The organism is Pseudomonas sp. G3-19 (assembly GCF_054855875.1).
The window spans coordinates 5,587,504-5,604,327 of record NZ_JBMPIQ010000003.1; the positions used below are offsets into that span (position 1 = coordinate 5,587,504).

General features: G+C 60.6%; 12 protein-coding genes and 2 tRNA genes. 3 read left to right on the plus strand and 11 right to left on the minus strand.

Annotated features, from left to right (window positions below):
• Positions 1–19: 19 nt before the first annotated feature.
• From ACOYXI_RS25445 to rimO, 3 genes are all read right to left on the minus strand, one after another.
• Positions 20–730, minus strand: coding sequence for an rRNA pseudouridine synthase (locus ACOYXI_RS25445; RefSeq protein ID WP_134785568.1), 711 nt, complete (start codon positions 728–730; stop codon positions 20–22).
• Between the two features lie 189 nt (positions 731–919).
• The gene (locus ACOYXI_RS25450; protein WP_098967526.1) at positions 920–1,393 is read right to left on the minus strand and encodes a GNAT family N-acetyltransferase; all 474 of its coding nucleotides are present in this window, start codon (positions 1,391–1,393) and stop codon (positions 920–922) included.
• A 218-nt stretch (positions 1,394–1,611) separates the two neighbouring features.
• Positions 1,612–2,949 carry a 30S ribosomal protein S12 methylthiotransferase RimO gene (rimO, locus tag ACOYXI_RS25455; RefSeq protein ID WP_003222282.1) on the minus strand — a complete coding sequence of 446 codons (1,338 nt, stop codon included), beginning with the start codon at positions 2,947–2,949 and terminating at the stop codon, positions 1,612–1,614.
• 349 nt (positions 2,950–3,298) lie between these two features.
• Here rimO and ACOYXI_RS25460 point away from each other — a divergent pair, with 349 nt between their 5' ends.
• On the plus strand, positions 3,299–5,140 hold the full coding sequence (locus tag ACOYXI_RS25460; protein WP_461675582.1) for a potassium transporter Kup: 1,842 nt from the start codon (positions 3,299–3,301) through the stop codon (positions 5,138–5,140).
• A gap of 196 nt (positions 5,141–5,336) precedes the next feature.
• Here the strand turns inward: ACOYXI_RS25460 and ACOYXI_RS25465 are convergent, their stop codons facing one another.
• Complete coding sequence (locus ACOYXI_RS25465; RefSeq protein ID WP_223008256.1) at positions 5,337–5,663, minus strand: DUF3077 domain-containing protein; 327 nt, start codon at positions 5,661–5,663, stop codon at positions 5,337–5,339.
• Between the two features lie 371 nt (positions 5,664–6,034).
• Between ACOYXI_RS25465 and ACOYXI_RS25470 the strand changes: the two genes are divergently transcribed.
• The gene (locus ACOYXI_RS25470; RefSeq protein ID WP_167734055.1) at positions 6,035–6,181 is read left to right on the plus strand and encodes a hypothetical protein; all 147 of its coding nucleotides are present in this window, start codon (positions 6,035–6,037) and stop codon (positions 6,179–6,181) included.
• A 198-nt stretch (positions 6,182–6,379) separates the two neighbouring features.
• On the opposite strand, the gene ACOYXI_RS25475 is transcribed toward ACOYXI_RS25470, so the two are convergent.
• The 4 genes from ACOYXI_RS25475 to ACOYXI_RS25490 form a co-directional block, all read right to left on the minus strand.
• Positions 6,380–7,672 (minus strand): virulence factor family protein, encoded by a 1,293-nt coding sequence (locus tag ACOYXI_RS25475; protein ID WP_461675437.1) that lies wholly within the window; start codon positions 7,670–7,672, stop codon positions 6,380–6,382.
• On the minus strand, positions 7,672–10,311 hold the full coding sequence (gene mprF / locus ACOYXI_RS25480) for a bifunctional lysylphosphatidylglycerol flippase/synthetase MprF (RefSeq protein ID WP_007964392.1): 2,640 nt from the start codon (positions 10,309–10,311) through the stop codon (positions 7,672–7,674). Before mprF ends, ACOYXI_RS25475 begins: the two co-directional genes overlap by 1 nt.
• Before the next feature lie 279 nt (positions 10,312–10,590).
• A tRNA-Met gene (locus ACOYXI_RS25485) sits at positions 10,591–10,667 on the minus strand.
• A gap of 220 nt (positions 10,668–10,887) precedes the next feature.
• Positions 10,888–10,964: transfer RNA gene (locus ACOYXI_RS25490), tRNA-Met, on the minus strand.
• Between the two features lie 280 nt (positions 10,965–11,244).
• On the opposite strand from ACOYXI_RS25490, the gene dinB reads away from it, so the two are divergent.
• On the plus strand, positions 11,245–12,306 hold the full coding sequence (gene dinB / locus ACOYXI_RS25495) for a DNA polymerase IV (RefSeq protein ID WP_098967529.1): 1,062 nt from the start codon (positions 11,245–11,247) through the stop codon (positions 12,304–12,306).
• 118 nt (positions 12,307–12,424) lie between these two features.
• Here the strand turns inward: dinB and ACOYXI_RS25500 are convergent, their stop codons facing one another.
• The 3 genes from ACOYXI_RS25500 to ACOYXI_RS25510 all read right to left on the minus strand — a co-directional run bounded on the left by ACOYXI_RS25500 (position 12,425) and on the right by ACOYXI_RS25510 (position 16,800).
• Positions 12,425–13,378: a hypothetical protein gene (locus ACOYXI_RS25500; RefSeq protein ID WP_027614341.1), complete on the minus strand. Its 954-nt coding sequence runs from the start codon at positions 13,376–13,378 to the stop codon at positions 12,425–12,427.
• Between the two features lie 17 nt (positions 13,379–13,395).
• Complete coding sequence (locus ACOYXI_RS25505; RefSeq protein WP_461675438.1) at positions 13,396–15,111, minus strand: proline--tRNA ligase; 1,716 nt, start codon at positions 15,109–15,111, stop codon at positions 13,396–13,398.
• 129 nt (positions 15,112–15,240) lie between these two features.
• A complete protein-coding gene (locus tag ACOYXI_RS25510) occupies positions 15,241–16,800 on the minus strand; it encodes an AmpG family muropeptide MFS transporter (RefSeq protein ID WP_003222302.1) in 1,560 nt (519 codons plus the stop codon).
• Between the last annotated feature and the right edge of the window lie 24 nt (positions 16,801–16,824).

Sequence of the window (16,824 nt, forward strand, 5' to 3'; positions counted from 1 at the left end):
TGTGGCGGCAGTGGAAGCCTTAGAACTTCTCTTTGCCGGACAGGTAGCGCCATTGGCCCACCGGAACCTTGCCAATCGACACGCCGCCGATGCGGATGCGGCGGATGCCGACGACCTTCAGGCCAACCGCTTCGCAGAACTGCGCGATGATCCCCGGCTGCGGGTTCTTCATGGCGAAGCGCAGGCGGTTTTCGTTCTGCCAGCTGGCCTTGACCGGCGGCAGCTCCTTGCCCTTGTGGGTGAGGCCGTGCTGCAGGCGATTGAGGCCGTGGGCAACCATGTCGCCTTCGACCTCGACCACGTATTCCTGCTCGATCTTGGCCGCGTCGGCAGTCAGTTTGCGCAGCACTTTCCAGTCCTGAGTGAACACCAGCAGGCCGCTGGCCTTGGGCTGCAAATCGGCGCTGGCCGTCAGGCGCAGGAAGTGCCCGCGCAGCGGGCGTTTGCCGTAGCGATGCTCGTCGCTGAGGGTATCGGCGCTGAGCGACTGCATGGCGGTGTCGACATCCATGCCGGCCGGCACGTTGAGCAGAATCGTAACCGGCTCCGGCGCGGTGGCCTGAGCGTCCTTGTCGAGCTCGACCTTCTGGTCGCCGACCTTGAATTGCGGTTCGTCGATCACTTCGCCGTCCACGGTGACCCAGCCGCCCTCAATGAACAGTTCGGCCTCCCGGCGGGAGCAACTGACCAGTTCGATGAGGCGTTTGGAGAGGCGAATCGGGTCAGTCATGACAGGGCCGTAACAAAAAAGGGGTGGGCATTGTACCTGCCTGGCGCCGGTTAAGCCCGGTTCCATTTCGGTAGGTGGTTTTTTGTAGGAGTGAGCCTGCTCGCGATTGCCGTCTGACATTCAGCATTGATGTCGGCTGGTCCGGCGCTATCGCGAGCAGGCTCACTCCTACAAGGGTACTTTGGTGTGTCAGCCGTTACTTGAGCGCTGCTGGGTCTGCCGCAGGCGCATATGCAGCAACGGGTGCGGCTGGCCCATGCCATCCACCTCCGAGCGGCCGATCACTTCAAAACCCTGCTTGAAATAAAACCCCAGTGCCTGCGGGTTCTGTTCGTTGACGTCGAGTTCATCGGCATTCAGATGTTGCATGGCGTAGTTGAGCAGTTTCTTGCCCAAGCCTTGGCCACGATACTCGGGATCGATGAACAGCATTTCGATCTTGCCCGCCGCCACCCCGGCGAATCCGGTGATGCGCTGGTTGGCGTCCTTGGTACAGATCAGCATCACTGCATCCAGGTAACGCGTGAGCACCAGATTACGCAGCAACTCGATGTAGCTGTCCGGCAGGAAATCATGGGTCGCGCGAACCGAGGCCTCCCAGACCCGGGTCAGTTCCTGATAATCGCTGAGTTTCGGCGTGTGAATGACCGAATGCTGACGCATGCCCGATGGCCTCTTGTTCGTTTCAAGGGAGTCCTTCCCCCGGTAAACCATAGCCGTAAAAAAGCCCCGCATCTCGTAAAAAAGAGCGGGGCTTTTGATGACACGACTATCCCCTGTGGGAGCGGGCTTGCTCGCGAAAGCAGTGTATCCGTCGACATACCAGTGTCTGATACACCGCCTTCGCGAGCAAGCCCGCTCCCACAGGTACTTCGTGGTGTTTAGATCTGCTCAGCCCACAGGTCGTATTCGTCAGCGTCAGTCACCTTGCACCAGACCTTGTCGCCCGGCTTGAGGTTGCTGCCGTTGTCGATGAATACGTTACCGTCGATTTCCGGGGCATCGAAGAAGCAGCGGCCGACGGCGCCTTGCTCGTCGACTTCGTCCACCAGCACTTCGATCTCGCGGCCGATGCGCATTTGCAGGCGTGCCGAGCTGATCGCCTGCTGGTGCGCCATGAAGCGCTCCCAACGGTCCTGCTTGACGTCGTCCGGTACCACTTCCAGGTCCAGATCATTGGCAGGGGCGCCGTCTACCGGCGAGTACTGGAAGCAGCCGACGCGGTCGAGCTGGGCTTCGGTCAGCCAGTTCAGCAGGTACTGGAAATCTTCTTCGGTTTCGCCCGGGAAGCCGACGATGAAGGTCGAACGGATGATCAGGTCCGGGCAGATCTCGCGCCAGTTCTTGATCCGCGCCAGAGTCTTGTCTTCGAACGCCGGGCGTTTCATCGCCTTCAGGACTTTCGGGCTGGCGTGCTGGAACGGGATGTCCAGGTACGGCAGGATCTTGCCGGCGGCCATCAGCGGGATCAACTCGTCGACGTGCGGGTACGGGTAAACGTAGTGCAGACGGACCCACACGCCCAAGGTGCTCAGCGCTTCGCAGAGTTCGGTCATGCGGGTTTTCACCGGCGCGCCGTTCCAGAAACCGGTGCGGTATTTCACGTCGACACCGTAGGCGCTGGTGTCTTGCGAGATCACCAGCAGCTCTTTGACGCCGGATTTGACCAGACGCTGGGCTTCGTCGAGTACATCACCCACCGGACGGCTGACCAGTTTGCCGCGCATCGACGGAATGATGCAGAAGCTGCAGCTGTGGTTGCAGCCTTCGGAAATCTTCAGGTACGCGTAGTGACGCGGGGTCAGCTTGATGCCTTGCGGCGGTACCAGGTCGATCAGCGGGTTGTGATCCTGACGCGGCGGCACCACTTCGTGCACCGCGTTGACCACTTGCTCGTACTGCTGCGGACCGGTCACGGCCAGCACGCTCGGGTGTACGTCGCGGATGTTGCCTTCTTCCACGCCCATGCAACCGGTGACGATCACCTTGCCGTTTTCCTTGATCGCTTCACCGATCACTTCCAGCGACTCAGCCTTGGCCGAGTCGATGAAGCCGCAGGTGTTGACCACCACCACGTCGGCGTCCTGATAGGTGGACACCACGTCATAGCCTTCCATACGCAGCTGGGTCAGGATGCGCTCGGAGTCGACCAGTGCTTTCGGGCAACCCAGAGATACGAAGCCAACCTTTGGATTGGCCGGCGCAGGAGTGGTGGACATGTCTAACCTCGGTGTTTTGTGACGTCGCTTGCCGTGTGGGAAAGCCGACGGATGGGCGCTTAGGGTGCGCCTCTGATCAAAAAGTGCGCAATTCTAGCGATGAGCAACGCACTTGACCAGCTTTATGCAGGGAAATACGACGAGTGCTGCGCTATGCTTCGCGCCGTTGAGCTTTACCAATTTTTTACAGTCAACAAAACGTCTGTAACAACAGGTAAAACAGCGCATGCTGCACCACAAAGCATAGTGCTTCATTCAAAGAAGCCGGTTCGAGAATCAGGAGTGTTGGATGGGTCAGGCAAGTAGTCAGGCGGCGGGCGCCGAGCATTCGGCTGCAAAACCGCTGAGCATGCTGGTCGCGGCAGTCGGGGTAGTTTACGGCGACATCGGCACGAGCCCGTTGTACACCCTCAAAGAGGTATTCGCCGGTCATTATGGGGTGCCGGTCAATCACGACGGCGTCTTCGGGATTCTGGCATTGATATTCTGGTCGCTGATCTGGGTCGTCACGATCAAGTACGTGTTGTTCGTCTTGCGGGCCGACAACCAGGGCGAAGGGGGGATCATGGCGCTGACCGCCCTGGCGCGACGCGCATCCAGCCGCTATCCCAAATTGCAGGCGGTGCTGGTGATCCTGGGATTGATCGGTGCCGCACTGTTTTACGGCGACAGCATGATCACCCCGGCGATTTCCGTATTGTCGGCGGTGGAAGGTCTGGAGCTGGCATTCGATGGCCTGGAGCGCTGGGTGGTGCCGATGGCGCTGGTGGTGCTGGTGGCACTGTTCCTGATCCAGAAGCATGGCACCGATCGCATTGGCAAGCTGTTTGGTCCGGTGATGGTGGCGTGGTTCCTGGTGCTGGGCGGTCTGGGTGTCAGCGGGATCGTCAGACACCCTGAAGTATTGAGCGCGCTGAACCCGATCTGGGGCGTGCGTTTCTTCATGGTTCACCCGGGCATGGGGGTGGCGATTCTCGGTGCGGTGGTGCTGGCGCTGACCGGCGCTGAGGCCCTGTATGCCGACATGGGCCACTTCGGTCGCAAGCCGATTGCCCGCGCCTGGTTGGCGCTGGTACTGCCGGCACTGGTGCTGAATTACTTCGGTCAGGGCGCATTGCTGCTGGAAAACCCGGAAGCGGCACGTAACCCGTTTTACCTGCTGGCGCCGAACTGGGCACTGGTGCCTTTGGTGGTGCTGGCAACCCTGGCCACGGTGATCGCTTCGCAAGCGGTGATTTCCGGTGCGTTTTCGCTGACCCGTCAAGCAATTCAGCTTGGCTACATTCCGCGCATGCACATTCAGCACACATCCAGTGCCGAACAGGGGCAGATCTATATTGGTGCGGTGAACTGGGCGCTGATGGTCGGCGTAATTCTGCTGGTGATCGGTTTCGAGTCCTCCGGCGCATTGGCGTCTGCCTACGGCGTGGCAGTGACGGGCACCATGCTGATCACCAGTATTCTGGTGGCAGCGGTGATCCTGCTGCTATGGAAATGGCCACCGCTGCTGGCGGTGCCGATTCTGCTTGGTTTCCTGCTGGTCGATGGCATGTTCTTCGCGGCCAACGTGCCGAAGATCATTCAGGGCGGTGCCTTCCCGGTGCTGGCGGGGATCGTGCTGTTCATCCTGATGACCACCTGGAAACGCGGCAAGGAGCTGCTGGTCGATCGCCTCGACGAAGGCGCGCTGCCGCTGCCGATCTTCATCAGCAGCATCCGCGTGCAACCGCCGCACCGTGTGCAGGGTACTGCGGTGTTCCTCACCGCACGCTCCGACGCGGTGCCGCATGCGCTGTTGCACAACCTGCTGCACAACCAGGTACTGCATGAGCAAGTGGTGCTCCTGACCGTGGTCTACGAAGATATCCCGCGCGTGCCGCCATCGCGCCGCTTTGAGGTCGAGGCCCACGGCGAAGGCTTCTTCCGGGTGATCCTGCACTTCGGCTTCACCGACGAGCCGGACGTGCCGCAGGCGTTGAAGCTGTGCCATCTGGATGATCTGGACTTCAGCCCGATGCGCACCACCTACTTCCTCAGCCGCGAAACGGTGATCGCCTCGAAACTCGAAGGCATGGCCCGCTGGCGCGAGGCGCTGTTTGCGTTCATGTTGAAGAATGCCAACGGCAACCTGCGTTTCTTCAATCTGCCGCTGAACCGGGTGATTGAGTTGGGGACGCAGGTCGAGATGTAACCCCGCCTCAACTGAAAAGCCCCCGTCAGCTTCAAGGCTGGCGGGGGCTTTTTTGTGCCCGCACATAAACCTCTAACCCACTGCAAATCCCCTGTGGGAGCGAGCTTGCTCGCGAAGGCCGAGTGTCAGTCGAGACATGTGGTGGCTGATTCACCGCATTCGCGAGCAAGCTCGCTCCCACAAGGATTCTGTGGTGTCAGTGGCTTTCAGGCAATTCTTCTTCAGATTCGGTCTTCGTCCGCGCAGGTCGCGGCATCAGCGCTTGGATCACGTCATCAATCAAGGCTTTGCCCATCACCGTCAGGTAATGCGCAGCCCAGGCATGGCGGTCGGTGTCTTTGATGAAGGCAGCGTCCTCGGCGAAGGATTTGGCGAGGGACAGCAGGTCGGAGGATTGGGACAGGGCATCGATGATCGGGATGCCGGCGCGGACGTTGAAGAACGCTTGATCCGAGTTGTAGAGGAAAGGGGTGAAGCCGATGGTTTTAATGTTTGCGGGTCCGTGCAGATCAGTTTCGGTCATCGTGTTACTCCTTGGTTCGAAGTGCCGCGACTTTCGTTACCACACGAAAGGGAGGCAACTGTACGCAGGGTGGTAAACCGGGAACCAAGGAAACCGGCACGCTCGAAAGCGTCCCACGCACAGCCGCCATTACTCGATGAGCGGGCTCTTGCGCTGGGTTCTCCGGGTTACCACACCCGATCGCTGAATGGGTCAGCGACGTCCGGAGAGTATCTCGTCAAAAAACAGCGCAATAGAGCCGCAAAGCGCCCGAACACGAGTTTCGGAGTTTGCCTACAAGGTCTGTGGGCGTCATCTGATATTGAGAAACTGGAAGTAAACGATACTAAACGTCTGACACGAACTGGCGTGTGCAAATGAGCGAGACGCGTATGACTGCATCATCGAAACAAGAAAAGCAGGATGATCTCGAGAACCTTCGGATTGAAGCGCAAGCTATGGAGCGATTGATCAACTTCGATCCGGCACAAGCGATCAGCCATGACTATATGCGGGCAAGATACGCTTGCAAGGATTGATGATTATTTGAATTCAGCGCAATTCCCTTGTAGGAGTGAGCCTGCTCGCGATAGCGGTGTGTCAGTTGGCAACTAGGTGGCTGACACTCCGCTATCGCGAGCAGGCTCACTCCTACAGGGGAATGGGTTAGTCGTCCGAGATGTAAAAAGCCCCCGCAACTGCGAAGTTGCGGGGGCTTTTTGTTCTGCCGGCGCAGATCACTCTGTCGGCTGATCCTTGCTCTGACGCTTCTCGATCAGGTCCACCAGACGCTTGGCCAGCGCCGGGTAGTTCTCGTCGAAGTGGTGGCCGCCAGGCAGTTTCACCGCTTCGCCGACTGCCGTCTTGTCGGTGCAGCCGCTTTCGTCGGTTTCTTCGGCGCCGTAGATGCACACTACTTTGGCCGCTGGCAACTTGGCCATTTCCGGGCCGGTGGCGGCTTCTTTGCCGGCGTTGCCGAGCCAGCCTTCGACTTCGATTTCGAAGCTGCCGGTGCGGGCGAAAGCCAGCAGGATGATGGCGTCGACGCGTTGCTGTTCGGTGTCCGGCAGGCGGTTGTAGATCGCTGGCAGGACGTCGGCACCGAACGAGTAACCGGTCAGGATGAAGCGTTTAGTGCCCCATTTCTGCCGGTAGTGCTGCATCAGTTCGGTCAGGTCCAGGGCGCTTTGCTCCGGGCTCTTGTGTTGCCAGTAGTAGCGCAGGGTGTCGATGCCGACTACCGGGTAGCCAATCTTGGCCATCTCGCCCGCTACGTCGCGGTCGAGGTCGCGCCAGCCGCCGTCACCGGAGAGGAACAGCGTGACGGTGTCTTTGGCCTGACCGGCCGGCACTTCCACCACCGGGATCGCCAGACCGCCGTTGGCCTTGTCGCCGCCGACGAGGATCTTGCGCAGCTCGTTGTTCAGCACTTGCGGCAGGTTGATGTCGTAGTCGCTGATGCTGGTTTCGGCGTTCGGTTGATCGCGCACGAAACCGGCGCTGGTGTCGTCCGGGTTGTCGTTCCACGCCACCAGCCAGTGGCCATGCGCCGCGGATTTCGGCAGCAGGTGAGTGCAACCGGGTTTTTCCAGCGCCAGGTCAACCGAGATCGCCTGGGCCTTGTCGTCCTTCTGCTCGGACAACCAGCGCCAGGCCAGTACCGCGCCAGGGCCGATACCGCTGACCAGCTTGGCCGGGCCATTCAGTTCGCGCAGGCCGGTTTGCAGGGCGCGGCTCTGTTGCAGGCAGTCCTTGGGCAGAATCACCTGAACGATCTGCGCCGAGGCGCTGCGGCTCAGGGTGCTCAGTTGGTTGTCGGTCAGCTTCTGGTCGTCATTGACCGCGACCAGCACCTGCGCTTTGGGCTGAGTGCCGGGTATGACGCGGGTCATGACCGTGCCGTCGGCGGCCGTCAGTGGTTGCAGAGTCGGTTGCGGTGCCGGGCGTTTGAGGTACCAGTAACCGCCGCCGGCAATCACGGCCAGCACGATCAGTGCGGCCAGGATGTACTTCAGGGAGCGTTGAATCATCAGCGTTTCACCAATCCAGTCAAGCCGCCCGCGATCAGGGCAGCAGTATCGGCCAGCGCCACCAGCGGATCGAGTCCGGCGGGCACTGCCATATAACGGGGTTCCCAGTCAGGCTGGAACTTGTCTTTGAAGCGGCGCAAGCCTTGGAAGTTGTACAGCTGCTCACCACGGCGGAAGACCATCGAACCCAGACGCTGGGTCAGCGGTGCACCACGCCGGGGTTGCAACCCCGACAACGGCACCATGCCCAGGCTGAAGCGCGCGTATCCGTGACTCTTATAGTGTTGAATCAGGCCGACCATCAGGAATTCCATGGTCAGCTTGGGGGCGTCCGGGTGCGAGCGCATCAGGTCGAGACTGGCCAGGTCATGGCTGAAAGTCTCGAGCAGGTTGGCGAACGCCACCGGGCGACCTTCGAAGCGAATCACCGCAATGCGGAAATGCTTCAGGTAATCGTCGCTGAACCGACCGAGGGAGAAACCTTTCTCGCGCACGTTCTTGCCGGTCAGCCACGCATCGGAAATCACTTTCAACTCGTCCATCGGCGCCTGGCCCGGCTCATGGATTTCCAGCGACAGGCCGTCGCGGGTACCACGGTTCCAGGTGTAGCGCAGGTCCTTCATCTCTTTGCCCTTGGCTTCCAGGTCAAAGCGCTGCAGATCGACCCGGGCTTCTTCGCCGAGCTTGATCGCGGTCAGGCCGATGTCCATGTAGTACGGCAGGTTTTCCGCACGTACCTGATAGAACACCGGACGCGCGTGATGGATGTCGCACAGGTCGCGGAACTGCCAGATCATCTCGGCGCGTTGCTGGCCGGGGCCGATCGGGTCGTACAGCGCCACCAGGCTGCGGCCACGGCGGGCGTACATCAGGAAGGCTTCGTCGTTCTGGTGAAACAGCAACGCCTTGTCACCGGTCAGCGCGAGGCCGCCATCGGGTTGCGACGAAGCCATCAGGATTTTCGCGGCGCGATCCAGTTCGTCCGGGGTCGGCAGGTGGATCACCGGGCGCGCGGTGCGCAGCAGCCAGGTCAGCGCGATCACCAGTAACAGCACGGCGGCGCCGAGCAACGAACGCAAGCCGCGCGGGGCGTCTGCGTCGAGGGTGAACTGCCACCACAGTTGATGGCTGTACGGCACGTCCTGATAGGCGAACAGCAGCAACCAGGTCGAAGCGCCGAGGACGCAGAGGCTGGCCACCAGATACAGCGGCGAGAACGGCAGTTCGGTCAGGCGGCTCGGGCGATAGAACGAACGGCGGAACACCCCCAGCAACGCTGCGGTGAGTGTCATCAGCGTGGCTTCTTCCCAGTCGAAGCCTTTGAGCAGCGAGAGTAGGGCGCCGACCAGCAACAGAATGGTGGTCAGCATCCACGCCGCCGACAGGCGCCGGCGCAGGCCCTGCGCCAGCATCAGACACAACACACCAATCAGACTGGCGCCGAAGTGCGAGGCGTCGACCAGACGATGCGGAATCAGAAAACCGATGTGTTCGAGACGGGTGTCGATCTCCGGGGTCGCGCCGGAAAACAGCAGTACCACGCCGGACAGAAACACCAGCACCGCCAGAATCGGCGCGGCCAGACCGGATGCGGCGCGCATGGTCTGGGTCTGGAACAGGCGCTGGCCTTCGTTGATCAGCAAGAACAGGCAGGCCACCAGCAGCGGCAGCACGACGTAGATCAGACGGTAGAGCAGCAGGGCGGCGGCGAGTGGCGCGGCCCCGAGGGTGTCGGCAAACGCGGCAAGCAGGATCGCTTCAAAAACCCCGACACCGCCAGGCACATGGCTGAGGACGCCGGCGGCCAGGGCCAGCAGGTACACCAGCAAGAACGCGCCGAACGGCGGGGCTTCCGGCAGCAGCAGATAAAGCACGGTGGCTGCTGCGGCGACGTCGAGGGCGGTGATGATCAGTTGCAGGAAGGTCAGGCGTCGGCCCGGCAGGCGCAGCGTCCGGCGACCGGCCCTGACCAGCAGGTTGTCGCGGTACGGCTGCTCCGGCAGGCGGCGGCGATAGATGCCGATCGCCAGAATAGCGCCGAGACCCAGCACCACCATGGCAATCGTGCCGAGCAGGCCTTCCGACAGGCCCAGTGCGGCGGAGGCGGCGGGCAGGTCACTCAGGGTCGCGAGAGCCGCCAGCGGTGGCAGGGCGCAACCCAGCGACAGGCTGGCGAACAGCGTCATGTGCGCGACTTCGGAGGCGCCCAGCCCATGGCGTGCATATAAACGGTAGCGCACCGAGCCGCCGGACAGCAGCGACAGGCCGATGGCGTTGCCAATCGCAAATGCGGTAAAGCCGCCCAGCGCCAGAGTGCGCGGCGGCAGTGTCACGCCGGCATAGCGGCTGGCCGACCATTCATAGCCCAGCAATATGATGAAGCCGACCACCGTAGCAGCCACTGCGCCGAGCAGGGCCGGTTTCGGCACCGCCAGGATCGAGTCATGCAGGGCATACAGATCGAGTTCGCTCAGCAGATGGCGGCAGGCAATCAGCGCAATGGCAAACAGCAGCAACGTGACCGCCAGACCGATCGGCTGGCGATATTTGCTCAACCGATCCAGCAAGCGCAGGCGCTCGGGTTTGATCGGATGTTCTGCTGTGACGGTGTCTTGTGAATCAGACGAGTTGGCGCGCATCAATCACCTCTTGGATTGTGCGCGACAGGATGGAGGTATCCAGCCAAGTTACCAATCCCTGTAGAAAAAAATAATCACAAAATACTACGCCTCTCATCCGGGATCGGCGAGGGCGGGTCATGGATTGCAGACGTCTTGCCTGCGACTCAAGCATAGTCGCAACTCGGCGGGTCTGATGATCCTAAGCGTTTCACTGCAGCGTGACAGATCATTGTTGCGAAAGGACTTTTTCCACAGATACAAAAAAGGCCACTCTTTCGAGCAGCCTTTTTTGATGTTTGGTTGCGGGAGCCGGATTTGAACCGACGACCTTCGGGTTATGAGCCCGACGAGCTACCAGACTGCTCCATCCCGCGTCTGTGTGGCGGCATTCTACAGGCGAACGGCGAGGTGTCAACCGCTAATCCCGTAAAGGGTCAAATAAGTGTGAATTTGCGTCAAACGGTCGCAGCGGCGCGGTAAGTTTCGGAAATGCAACGAATTCCTGTTCGCCCGGATGTGCGTGATGCAGAGGCTGGTCTGAAAAACAGACAGACACAAAAAAGGCCACTCTTTCGAGTAGCCTTTTTTGATGTTTGGTTGCGGGAGCCGGATTTGAACCGACGACCTTCGGGTTATGAGCCCGACGAGCTACCAGACTGCTCCATCCCGCGTCTGTGTGTCGGCATTCTACAGAGGATCGCCGGGGTGTCAACCTTGAATCTGGATAAATCTGTTCCTGTTCAATCGGTTAGCGCTTTTTCCAGTGCAGGAGACGGGCGCGCAGGGCAGGTGGGGCAAGGCTTTCAGCTCTATCGTTCGATGATTCTCGATTGAGAAAATAAATTCATGGTTGTTTTCCTACAACCTGAAAAGAACCTTCAGACCACTGGTGCTATATACAGGTGCGAGTGAGATACTGCGTTTCCGGCTCGCCATGTTTCCTTTTCTGTCATGACCCAGCGAAAAATCATCCACGTCGACTGTGACTGTTTCTACGCCGCCATCGAGATGCGCGACGACCCGAACCTGGCCGGCAAACCGCTGGCGGTGGGCGGGTCGGCGGATCGGCGTGGGGTCATTGCCACCTGCAACTATGAAGCGCGGGCGTATGGCGTACGTTCGGCAATGTCGTCCGGGCATGCCTTGAAGCTGTGTCCCGACCTGACCATCGTCAAGCCGCGCATGGAGGCCTATCGCGAAGCCTCGAAGGAAATCCACACGATCTTTCGCGATTACACCGACCTGATCGAGCCACTGTCGCTGGATGAGGCCTACCTCGACGTCTCCGACAGCGCGCATTTTGGCGGCAGTGCCACGCGCATCGCTCAGGATATCCGCCGCCGGGTCTCCAATCAGTTGCACATCACCGTGTCTGCGGGCGTGGCCCCGAACAAGTTTCTGGCCAAGATCGCCAGTGACTGGAAGAAGCCCAACGGGTTGTTCGTGATTACCCCGGATCAGGTCGAGGATTTCGTCAGTGGCTTGCCGGTGAGCAAGTTGCACGGCGTCGGCAAAGTCACTGCCGACAAACTGGGCAAGCTCGGCATCGTCGATTGCCTGCAACTGCGCGAGTGGGACAAGTTGGCGCTGGTGCGCGAATTCGGCAGTTTCGGTGAGCGACTCTGGAGTCTGGCCCGTGGGATCGATGACCGGTTGGTGCATAACGACAGCCGCCGACAGTCAATCAGCGTGGAAAACACCTACGACGTCGATCTGCCGGATCTGCGCAGTTGCCTCGACAAGCTGCCGGAGCTGCTGGAAACCCTGAAAACCCGCATGGAGCGGATCGACAGCAGTTATCGACCGGGCAAGCCGTTCGTCAAAGTGAAGTTCCATGACTTTACCCAGACCACACTGGAACAGGCCGGGGCAGGGCGCGATCTGGGCAGTTATCAGTTGATGTTGACCCAGGCGTTCAACCGGGGCGGGAAACCGGTGCGGTTGTTGGGTGTGGGGGTCAGGCTGGAGGATTTGCGCGGTGGGTTTGAGCAGATGGAGTTGTTTGAGCGCTAATTGCTGCGGTGTTGCTGATGCCGCTTTCGCGAGCAAGCCCGCTCCCACATTTGATCGAGTTCCTTCAGTGGAATGCAATCAACTGTGGGAGCGGGCTTGCTCGCGAAGCTTTTCAGGCTTAATTCGGTCCTGGATCGGCGACCAGACGCCCCGCATCCTTGGTCAGCGACTTGAGAAACTCGGCCTGCAACTCAGGATCGTTGCGCGTCAGTTCAATGAGGCTTTGTTCCAGCTCGCTGGCCTCTTCCTCCAGACCCAGTTCCGACAGACGCTTGACCCGGTGGACCCACTGGCTCACTTCGTCGTCTTCCAGATCGTCATAAATCAACCCGTGCGCTTCGAGCAACTTGCTGCGCAAATGGCTGCTGATCGCCAGGGATGAGTCGCTGTGCACGTCATCCTTGCCGTCTTCGACGCTGATCTGCAGCTTGCCGATATGATTCAGGTCATTTTCGGCGAACGGACTGTCCAGCAGGTTCAGGCGCAGCACGCCGTTGCGGTCGGTGGTCATGTCGAAGGTCTGCTTGCCGGCCTTGACCTGCACCGGACGCTCGCTCCACGGCAGGCTCGAATACTCCGTGCGCTTGTCGCGCTGGACTTCATCGATACCGGCCAGGTTCTGTTGCGCACGACCGTGGGACTGCACGTTCATGAACGGGTTGACCCCGGCAATGCCGTAGTTCAACCAGTCCTTGGTCACGCTGTCCGGCAGGTTGCCCAGAGCGAATACGTTGACCACATTGGCGCCAATACCGGCGACCACGGCCACTGCACCCAGCGGAATCTCGTAGATTTCGCGCCAGGGCTGATAAGGCGTGTAGCGATCGTAACGACGGGTGACCTCAAACTCGGTGACTTCGAAGGTCTTCTGTTCGTTGATTTTCACGCGACGCTGCGGCAGTTCGAGCACCTTAGGCTCACCGACATCGATCTGCAGGCTGTGATCGAGCAGTTTGCGCTCGACCCGCTCTTCGTGCTCGCTGCGCTGTGACATCTGATTGGCACAGCCGCTGACCAACAGGGCGCCGCACAAGGCGGCACCACCGAGGCCCAAGGTGTTTCGCTTGAACATGAGGTCTCTATCTGGATTCAGCGGCGGATACGGGCCTGAAGGAAGGACACCACGTCGGCGACCGGCAGCGCTTGCGCTTCGGCTTCGGTGCGGCTCTTGTATTCCAGGTTGCCTTCGGCGAGGCCGCGGTCGCTGACCACGATCCGGTGAGGAATGCCGATCAGCTCCATGTCCGCGAACTTGATGCCCGGGCTGGTTTTCTTGTCGCGATCGTCCAGCAGCACTTCGAAACCGGCCGCCGTCAGTTCTGCGTACAGCTTGTCAGTGGCTTCGCGCACCTGCTCGGTTTCATAACGCAGCGGTACCAGAGCGATCTGGAACGGCGCCAGGGTGTCGCTCCAGATGATGCCTTTGTCGTCGTTGTTCTGCTCGATGGCGGCAGCGACCACGCGGGATACGCCGATACCGTAGCAACCCATTTCCAGGGTAACCGGTTTGCCGTTCTCGCCCAGCACTTCGCACTTCATCGCCTTGCTGTACTTGTTGCCCAGCTGGAAGATGTGCCCGACTTCGATGCCGCGCTTGATTTCCAGGGTGCCTTTGCCGTCCGGGCTTGGGTCACCGGCCACGACGTTACGCAGGTCGGCAACGGTTGGAACCGGCAGATCGCGTTCCCAGTTCACGCCGAAGTAGTGCTTGTCGTCGATGTTCGCGCCGATACCGAAGTCGCTCATCAGTTCGACCGAGCGGTCGATGATGATCGGCAGCGGCAGGTTCACCGGGCCGAGCGAACCGGCACCGGCGCCAATGGCGTCACGCAGCTCGGCATCGGAAGCCATGACCAGCGGGCTGGCCACGCCTGGCTGGTTGGCAGCCTTGATTTCGTTGAGTTCGTGGTCGCCACGGATGATCAGGGCAATCAGCTTGCCTGGCTCTTCGGCATGGACGATCAGGGTCTTGATGGTCTTTTCAATCGGCAGATTGAATTTTTCCACCAGCGCGGCAATGGTCTTGGTGTCTGGAGTGTCGACCAGGCGCAGCTCTTCGGCCGGCGCTGGACGCGAGGTTTCCCGTGGCACGGCTTCGGCTTTCTCGATGTTCGCCGCGTAGTCGGAGCCGTTGCTGAAGACGATGTCGTCTTCGCCGGACTCGGCCAGTACGTGGAATTCGTGGGAGCCGGCGCCACCGATCGAGCCGTTGTCGGCTTCAACCGGGCGGAATTTCAGGCCCAGACGGGTGAATACGTTGCAGTACGCCTGATGCATGCGGTCGTAGGTGATCTGCAGCGAAGCCTGATCGGCGTGAAACGAGTAGGCGTCCTTCATGATGAATTCGCGGCCGCGCATCAAACCGAAGCGTGGGCGGATTTCGTCACGGAATTTGGTCTGGATCTGGTACAGGTTGATCGGCAGCTGTTTGTAGCTGCTCAACTCGTTGCGCATCAGATCGGTGATCACTTCTTCGTGGGTCGGGCCCGCGCAGAAGTCGCGACCGTGGCGGTCTTTGATGCGCAGCAGCTCAGGGCCGTATTCTTCCCAGCGCCCCGATTCCTGCCACAGCTCGGCCGGTTGGGTGCTCGGCATCAACACTTCAAGAGAACCGGCAGCGTTCATTTCTTCGCGAACGATGGCTTCAACCTTGCGCATTACCCGCAAGCCCATCGGCAGCCAGGTGTACAGGCCCGAAGCGAGTTTGCGGATCATGCCGGCGCGCAGCATCAGCTGATGGCTGACGACGACCGCATCGGAAGGCGTTTCTTTCTGTGTGGCGAGCAAAAATTGACTGGTGCGCATGGTTGGCCGTTGTCGGTTGCTATGACTGGAAATGACGGAGCAGTGTACCGGCGAGATTTGCCGACGTACAGGATTGCGCTCGGCGGTGAGGCTCAACGGCGGGAATCCTCCCGCCGTATCTGAATTGTCCTACGACTCTTCGACCACGCTGGTCGGCACAGGCTCGGGCGTTGGTGTCGGGCCTTCGCGGCGGTTTTCCTGAAACCAGTGCAGGGCGATCAGCACCAGGGTCGGCACGCCGAGCAGCGCCGTGATCATGAAGAAGTTGTGGTAGCCGAACTTCTCGACCATTACCCCGGAATAACCGCCGATCAGGCGCGGCAGCAACAGCATGATCGAGCTGAGCAGGGCGTACTGGGTGGCCGAGAACTTGAGGTTGGTCAGGCTCGACAGGTAGGCGACGAAGGCTGAGGTCGCCATGCCCGAACTGAAGTTGTCGAGGGAGATGGTCACCACCAGCATCTGCAGGTTCGGGCCCATGTCAGCCAGCATCACGAACAGCAGGTTGGTTGCCGCCGAAGCTGCGCCGCCAATGAACAGGATCGGCAGGATGCCGAAGCGCACGATCAGCAGGCCGCCCATCCCGGCGCCGAGGAGGGTCATGATCAGGCCGAAGATCTTGCTGACGCTGGCGATCTGATCCTTGGTGAAGCCCTGATCGATATAGAACACGTTGGCCATCACGCCCATCACCGTGTCGGACATCCGGTAAGTGGCGATCAGCCCGAGCAACAGCAACGCCTGCCAGCGGTAGCGCAGGATGAAGTCGTTGACCGGGGTCAGTACCGGCGCCAGGCCGCGACGGCCCATGGTCGACAGGCACAGGCCGGTGAGCAGGGTGTAGAGGATGGCGCGCAGGAAGGCGCGGTCTTCGAGCAACAGGTCGAGCGGGCTCATATTGCCGAACAGCACGCCGGCGAAATCGGTGTTGTAGAGCTGGGTGAACATCGCCGGAACCGACACCAGCAACACGATCAGCACGAATACCGAGGCCAGTTGATGCCCGAAACTGTAGCGGCCGGCCTGCAACTGCGTGCGCAGTGGCACTGGCGGTTCGCGCATCAGCAGCGAGGTCAGCAGGGCAGGGATCATCAATACCCCGAACAGGGCGTAGGTGCCGGTCCAGGCCGAGTGTTGATAGTTGAAACCGGTGGAGCCGAAGCCTTCGGCAAAGAACAGCGCGCCCGCCGTGGCGAGCAGGGCGGCGACGCGGTAGCCGGACATGTAACTGGCAGCCAGCGCGGCCTGGCGGCTGTCGTCAGCGATTTCCAGGCGATAGGCGTCGACAGCGATGTCTTGGGTGGCGGAGGCGAAGGCGACGATGACGGCAATGGCGATCAGCCAGGACAGGTGTTTCTGCGGATCACAGAAGCCCATGCCGATCAGCCCCAGAATCACCAGGGTCTGCGAGAGCACCAGCCACGAACGGCGGCGGCCAAGCTTGCCCAATAAAGGCAGGCGCCATTGGTCGAGCAGCGGTGACCACACCCATTTGAAGGCGTAGGCCAGGCCGATCAGGCTGGCGTAGCCGATGGTTTCACGGGCAACACCGGCTTCACGCAGCCAGACGGAAAGCGTCGAAAATACCAGCATGTACGGCAGGCCGGCAGCAAAACCGAGCAACAACAGCACGAGCGTCGAAGGACTGGCATAGGCGGCGAGCGCGGCGCGCCAGGTTTTACGGGGCATGGGCTGAAGTCTGCCTCAAGATTG

What these genes read in the sequence shown, in the direction of transcription:
- mprF (WP_007964392.1), bottom strand. Translation starts at nt 10,311, where the DNA reads ATGCGCGCCAACTCGTCTGATTCACAAGACACCGTCACAGCAGAACAT.
- ACOYXI_RS25445 (WP_134785568.1), bottom strand. Translation starts at nt 730, where the DNA reads ATGACTGACCCGATTCGCCTCTCCAAACGCCTCATCGAACTGGTCAGT.
- ACOYXI_RS25475 (WP_461675437.1), bottom strand. Translation starts at nt 7,672, where the DNA reads ATGATTCAACGCTCCCTGAAGTACATCCTGGCCGCACTGATCGTGCTG.
- dinB (WP_098967529.1), top strand. Translation starts at nt 11,245, where the DNA reads ATGACCCAGCGAAAAATCATCCACGTCGACTGTGACTGTTTCTACGCC.
- ACOYXI_RS25510 (WP_003222302.1), bottom strand. Translation starts at nt 16,800, where the DNA reads ATGCCCCGTAAAACCTGGCGCGCCGCGCTCGCCGCCTATGCCAGTCCT.
- ACOYXI_RS25500 (WP_027614341.1), bottom strand. Translation starts at nt 13,378, where the DNA reads ATGTTCAAGCGAAACACCTTGGGCCTCGGTGGTGCCGCCTTGTGCGGC.
- ACOYXI_RS25460 (WP_461675582.1), top strand. Translation starts at nt 3,299, where the DNA reads ATGCTGGTCGCGGCAGTCGGGGTAGTTTACGGCGACATCGGCACGAGC.
- rimO (WP_003222282.1), bottom strand. Translation starts at nt 2,949, where the DNA reads ATGTCCACCACTCCTGCGCCGGCCAATCCAAAGGTTGGCTTCGTATCT.
- ACOYXI_RS25465 (WP_223008256.1), bottom strand. Translation starts at nt 5,663, where the DNA reads ATGACCGAAACTGATCTGCACGGACCCGCAAACATTAAAACCATCGGC.
- ACOYXI_RS25450 (WP_098967526.1), bottom strand. Translation starts at nt 1,393, where the DNA reads ATGCGTCAGCATTCGGTCATTCACACGCCGAAACTCAGCGATTATCAG.
- ACOYXI_RS25505 (WP_461675438.1), bottom strand. Translation starts at nt 15,111, where the DNA reads ATGCGCACCAGTCAATTTTTGCTCGCCACACAGAAAGAAACGCCTTCC.
- ACOYXI_RS25470 (WP_167734055.1), top strand. Translation starts at nt 6,035, where the DNA reads ATGACTGCATCATCGAAACAAGAAAAGCAGGATGATCTCGAGAACCTT.